At 72.4% G+C, this 5,089-nt stretch carries 5 protein-coding genes; all 5 read left to right on the top strand.

Features of this window, described 5'->3' with window-relative positions:
• On the top strand, positions 1-387 hold a 387-nt coding region (locus SACPADRAFT_RS29700), incomplete at its 5' end, for an alpha/beta fold hydrolase (RefSeq protein ID WP_007026420.1).
• Between the two features lie 4 nt (positions 388-391).
• Positions 392-1,687 (top strand): D-inositol-3-phosphate glycosyltransferase, encoded by a 1,296-nt coding sequence (gene mshA / locus SACPADRAFT_RS0224170; protein ID WP_007026421.1) that lies wholly within the window; start codon positions 392-394, stop codon positions 1,685-1,687.
• A gap of 110 nt (positions 1,688-1,797) precedes the next feature.
• Positions 1,798-2,313 (top strand): type III secretion system chaperone family protein, encoded by a 516-nt coding sequence (locus SACPADRAFT_RS0224165; RefSeq protein ID WP_028662733.1) that lies wholly within the window; start codon positions 1,798-1,800, stop codon positions 2,311-2,313.
• Positions 2,314-2,902: 589 nt separating this feature from the next.
• On the top strand, positions 2,903-3,652 hold the full coding sequence (locus tag SACPADRAFT_RS0224160; protein WP_007026423.1) for a phosphoglyceromutase: 750 nt from the start codon (positions 2,903-2,905) through the stop codon (positions 3,650-3,652).
• A 189-nt stretch (positions 3,653-3,841) separates the two neighbouring features.
• On the top strand, positions 3,842-5,089 hold a 1,248-nt coding region (locus SACPADRAFT_RS29695; RefSeq protein ID WP_233357259.1), incomplete at its 3' end, for a sensor histidine kinase.

Raw genomic sequence — 5,089 nt, 5'->3', positions numbered from 1 at the left:
GCCGTGGCACTGCCCGCGCTCACCGGACTCGCCGAGGGCATGACGGCCCGCCCGGTTCCGGGGTCGACCACGCAGGCCCTGCTCGGGGCGACCCTGGCGGTGCCGCCCGCGGTGCGCGGCGCCCTCTTCCGGCGCGATGTCGACAGCGCCGACGTGCTCGCCGCGGTCGACGTCCCGACGCTGGTGCTGCACGGCGATGCCGACGCTGTCGTCGACATCACGGCGGGCGAGTACGCGGCCGGGAAGATTCCCGGGGCCGTCACGCGTTGGTGGTCGGGTGTAGGCCACGTCCCGTTCGTCGAGTCCGCACCCGAGTTCGACACCACCCTGCTGCGGTTCGCCGGACGTCAGGCCGTCGGGGGCCTCGACGGCCGAGCAGAAAGGTGATTCGGTGACGATCTCCTGGTACCGGTCGGCCGCCCGGCCGCGCCGGGTGGCGGTGCTGTCCCTGCACACCTCCCCGTTGGAACAGCCGGGCACCGGGGACGCCGGGGGCATGAACGTCTACATCGCCCGGACCGCGCGGGAGATGGCCCGCCGCGGCACCAGCGTCGAGGTGTTCACCCGCGCCACGTCCTCCGACCAGCCGCCGGTCGCCGAACTGGCGCCCGGGGTGCTCGTGCGGCACATTCCCGCGGGCCCGTTCGAACCGCTGAGCCGCTCCGAACTGCCGTCCCAGCTGTGCGCGTTCACCTCGGGGGTGCTGCGCACGGAGGCCTTCCAGGAGCCGGGGCACTACGACCTCATCCACTCGCACTACTGGCTGTCCGGCCAGGTCGGCTGGCTCGCCCGGGACCGCTGGGGGGTGCCGCTGGTGCACACGGCGCACACCCTGGCGAAGGTGAAGAACGCCGCGCTCGCGGACGGCGACACCCCCGAGCCGCGTACCCGGGTGATCGGCGAGCAGCAGGTGGTCGCCGAGGCCGACCGGCTCGTGGTCAACACCGACGTCGAGGGTGACCAGCTCACGCGGCTCTACGGCGCGGACCCGCGCGCCGTGCGGACGGTGTCGCCGGGGGTCGACCTCGCGCGGTTCCGGCCCGGCCCGTCGGCCGACGCCCGTGCGGCGCTCGACCTGCCGTCCGACGCGGTGGTGCTCGCCTTCGCCGGGCGGATCCAGCCGTTGAAGGCCCCCGACGTGCTCCTGCACGCCGCGGCCGAGCTGGTCCGGCGCGACCCCGCGCTGCGGGACCGGCTGGTCGTGCTGGTCGCCGGGGGGCCGTCCGGGACGGGGCTGGAACAGCCCACGTCGCTGAAGGAGCTGGCGGTGCGGCTCGGCATCGACGACCTGGTGCGGTTTCTGCCGCCGCAGTCCACCGACGGGCTGATGGACGTCTACCGCGCCGCCGACGTCGTCGCCGTGCCCAGCTACAACGAGTCGTTCGGCCTGGTGGCCCTGGAGGCGCAGGCGTGCGGGACCCCGGTGGTGGCGGCCGAGGTCGGCGGACTTCCGGTGGCGGTCGACCACGGTGTCTCGGGCCTGCTCGTGGGCAACCACCGTGCCGGGAACTGGGCCGACGCGCTCGGCCGGGTGGCCCTGGACGCCGGGTACCGGGACGCGCTGTCCCGCGGGGCGCGCGCCCACGCGGCCGGGTTCTCCTGGGAACGGACCACCGAGGCCCTGCTGGAGACCTACGCGGAGGCCACCCGGGCCTTCCGCGATTCGGCGCTGGAGGTGGCGGTGTGAGCGGTCACGACGGTGTGCGCGGGCGCGACACCGGGAATGCCCGGGGCGCCGCCGCGGACGGGACGGACGCCGTGGCGGACACGGAACACACGGGAAACGGTGGTGATCGGGTGCGGGCCGTCGACGGCGTGGTGCGCTCGGCGCTCGACGCGGCCGAGCTGGACTACGACCGCAAGGGCGCGGGTGTCTACTTCGTCACCCTGCCCGGGACGAAGAAGCTCCAGACGAACTGCTGGCTGATCGCCCGGGAGCACTCGTTCGCGGTGGAGGCGTTCGTGTGCCGGCGTCCGGACGAGAATCACGAGGACGTCTACCGTTACCTGCTGCGGCGCAACGCCAAGCTCTACGGGGTGCACTACACGATCGACCAGGCGGGTGACATCTACCTGGTCGGCAGGCTCGGACCGGACACGGTCACGGAGAACGAGATCGACAAGCTGCTGGGCCAGGTGTTGGAGGCCGCCGACGGCGACTTCAACACACTGTTGGAGCTCGGCTTCGCCGAGTCCATTCGCCGCGAGTGGGACTGGCGGGTCTCCCGTGGCGAGTCCCTGGCCAACCTCCGCGCCTTCGAACACCTCATCCACCCGGACTCCCACACCCCCGGCTCCCTCACCGCGGACTGATCCCGCGCGGGGTTGCCGTGAAGGACTCCTTCCCTGCGTTCGATGCAGTGAAGGGGGCCCTCACTGCGTTCGATGCAGTGAAGGGGGCCCTCACTGCGTCCCGCGCAGGGAAGGGGGCCTTCACGGCACACACGGCGGGCGGTACACGCGGTGTGGAGCGGAGGGGGAGGGGTGTCGCGGGGCGGCTCGAGGGAGGGGGGAGTCGCGAAACTCGAGCCGCCCCGCGGACATACCCGCCTTGGTGGACCCGGTGGCGAGGGGGATGCCAACGGGGCCGGCGGGCCGCAGCTCGGCAGGGGGGAGACGAGCTGCGCCTCGTTGCCCGCGTCCGGCCGGGGAGTGCGTGGTGCCGACCGGGCGGGTCCAAGCCAACTTGTCAGACTCGGCACGGTAATCACAAGGCTACCCACTACCCCGTTCGGGTGATTTTGCCCTTGATCGTTAACGCTTTGCGATTTTGGTTATCGCACCGCAATCTCGTTGGCAAGTTGCTAGGTGTTCGAGTGAAGATCATTCACTTCTTACTCAACAGTACGTAGAGCGACAGGCTCCGCCGACCACTCGATCGGCTCTCTGGCAGTCTTGAAGCATGGCCGAACTAGGGACCTTGGTGCTGCTGCGGCACGGACAGAGCACCTGGAACGCGGAGAACCTGTTCACCGGCTGGGTCGACGTCCCGTTGTCCGCCACGGGCGAGGAGGAGGCCCGGCGGGGCGGGGAACTGCTCGTCGAGTCCGGGGTGCTGCCCGACGTCGTACACACCTCACTGCTGCGTCGTGCGATCTCGACGGCGAACATCGCCCTCGACGTCGCCGAGCGGCACTGGATCGACGTGCGCCGGAACTGGCGACTCAACGAACGCCATTACGGCGCCCTCCAGGGCAAGGACAAGAAGCAGACGATGGACACCTTCGGCGAGGAGCAGTTCATGCTCTGGCGGCGGTCGTACGACACCCCGCCGCCGCCGATCGCCGCCGGTGACGAGTACAGCCAGGACGCCGACGTCCGCTACGCCGACCTCGGCGCCGAACTGCCGATGACCGAGTGCCTCAAGGACGTCGTCGCCCGGCTCCTGCCGTACTGGGAGTCGTCGATCGTGCCCGACCTGCGGGCGGGCCGGAACGTGCTGGTCGCCGCGCACGGGAACTCCCTGCGGGCGCTGGTCAAGCATCTGGACGACGTCTCCGACGCCGACATCGCGGGCCTGAACATCCCCACCGGCATCCCGCTGCGCTACGACCTCGACGCGGAGCTGAAGCCGACCAACCCGGGCGGGACCTACCTCGACCCCGACGAGGCGGCCAAGGCCGCCGCCGCGGTGGCGAGCCAGGGCCGCTGACCCCCCGCGCCCGGCGTCCGCCGGGCCGCCGTGGGGTCGTGTGCCGGGACCGTCCGGTGACCCGCGCACGACCTCACGGTGAACGGGTGCTGACGCCGTGGTGAACAGACCGCCCGCGGGATGTCGGAGCGGTCACGACCGGCCTCCGAGACTGGTCCGCGGGGCCGTCCGGGTGTCTACGATGCGGACGTGACGGCGTCAGCTTCGCTCGCCCTGGCCCTCGCCGCCTCGGTGCTCGGCCTCGTCGCCGGGTTCGTCCTCTCCGGCAGGTTGCCGGGGACCCGCAGGCGGCCGACGGGGCCCACCGCGGCCGACCTGCTCGACCGGTTCGTGCGGACCTCGGACAACGGGGTGCTGGTGCTCAACCGCTTCGGCGACCCGGTGCTGCACAACCGGCGCGCGGAGGAACTCGGCCTGGTGCGGCAGCATCACGCCGACCCGCGGGCCCGCCGTGCCGCCGAGCAGGTGCTGAGCACCGGGGAGCCGACCGAGATCGACCTGTCGCCGCCGGAGGCCCGGCGACGGACTCCGGAGGCGGTGCTCGGGCAGCTCCGGTCGCTCGGGGACGGCTACACCGTGGTGGAGGCCGTCGACCACTCCGAGGCCGTCCGGCTGGAGGCCACGCGCCGGGACTTCGTCGCCAACGTCAGCCACGAACTGAAGACCCCGGTGGGTGGGATCGCCGTGCTCGCCGAGGCGCTGGTGGACGCCGCCGACGACCGCGACGAGGTCCGCCGGTTCGGCGAGAAGATCCTGCGGGAGTCCACCCGGCTGGGCAGGCTGGTCACCGAGCTGATCGCGCTCTCCCGGTTGCAGGGTGCCGAGCGGCTGCCCGAACTCACCGTGGTGGACGTCGACGCCGTCGTCACCGAGGCCCTGGGCCGGACCCGGCTCGCGGCCGACGCCGCCGACATCGGGATCGGCACCGACGGGCCCAGCGGCCTCCGGGTCGACGGTGACCACACCCTGTTGGTCACCGCACTGTCCAACCTGCTGGACAACGCCGTGTCCTACTCGCACGCGGGCAGTCCCGTGTCGGTGAGCAGACGCAGCACCGACACCCACGCCGAGATCGCGGTGACCGACCGGGGCGTCGGCATCCCCCCGGACGCCCAGCAGCGCGTCTTCGAGCGCTTCTACCGGGCCGACAAGGCGCGGTCCCGGGAGACCGGCGGCACCGGCCTCGGACTGGCCATCGTCAAGCACGTGGCGGCCAACCACGGGGGCGAGGTGCGTCTGTGGAGCAGCCCCGGCGTGGGATCCACCTTCACCCTGAGCATCCCGCTCCACACGGCCGGGACCCCGGACACCGCGACCCGGGACACCGGCGCCGAGCACACCGGCGCCGGGGACACGGGCGCCGGGGACACGGGCGCCGAGGACACCGGTGCCGGGGACACCGCCTCCGGGGAGGACACCACCGCGCCGGAGCCGGCC

Origin of the sequence: Saccharomonospora iraqiensis subsp. paurometabolica YIM 90007 (assembly GCF_000231035.2) — a bacterium.
GTDB classification, from domain to species: Bacteria; Actinomycetota; Actinomycetes; order Mycobacteriales; family Pseudonocardiaceae; genus Saccharomonospora; species Saccharomonospora paurometabolica.
The sequence above is the reverse complement of the archived record's forward strand: the minus strand, read 5'-3'. Positions and strand labels throughout refer to the sequence as shown.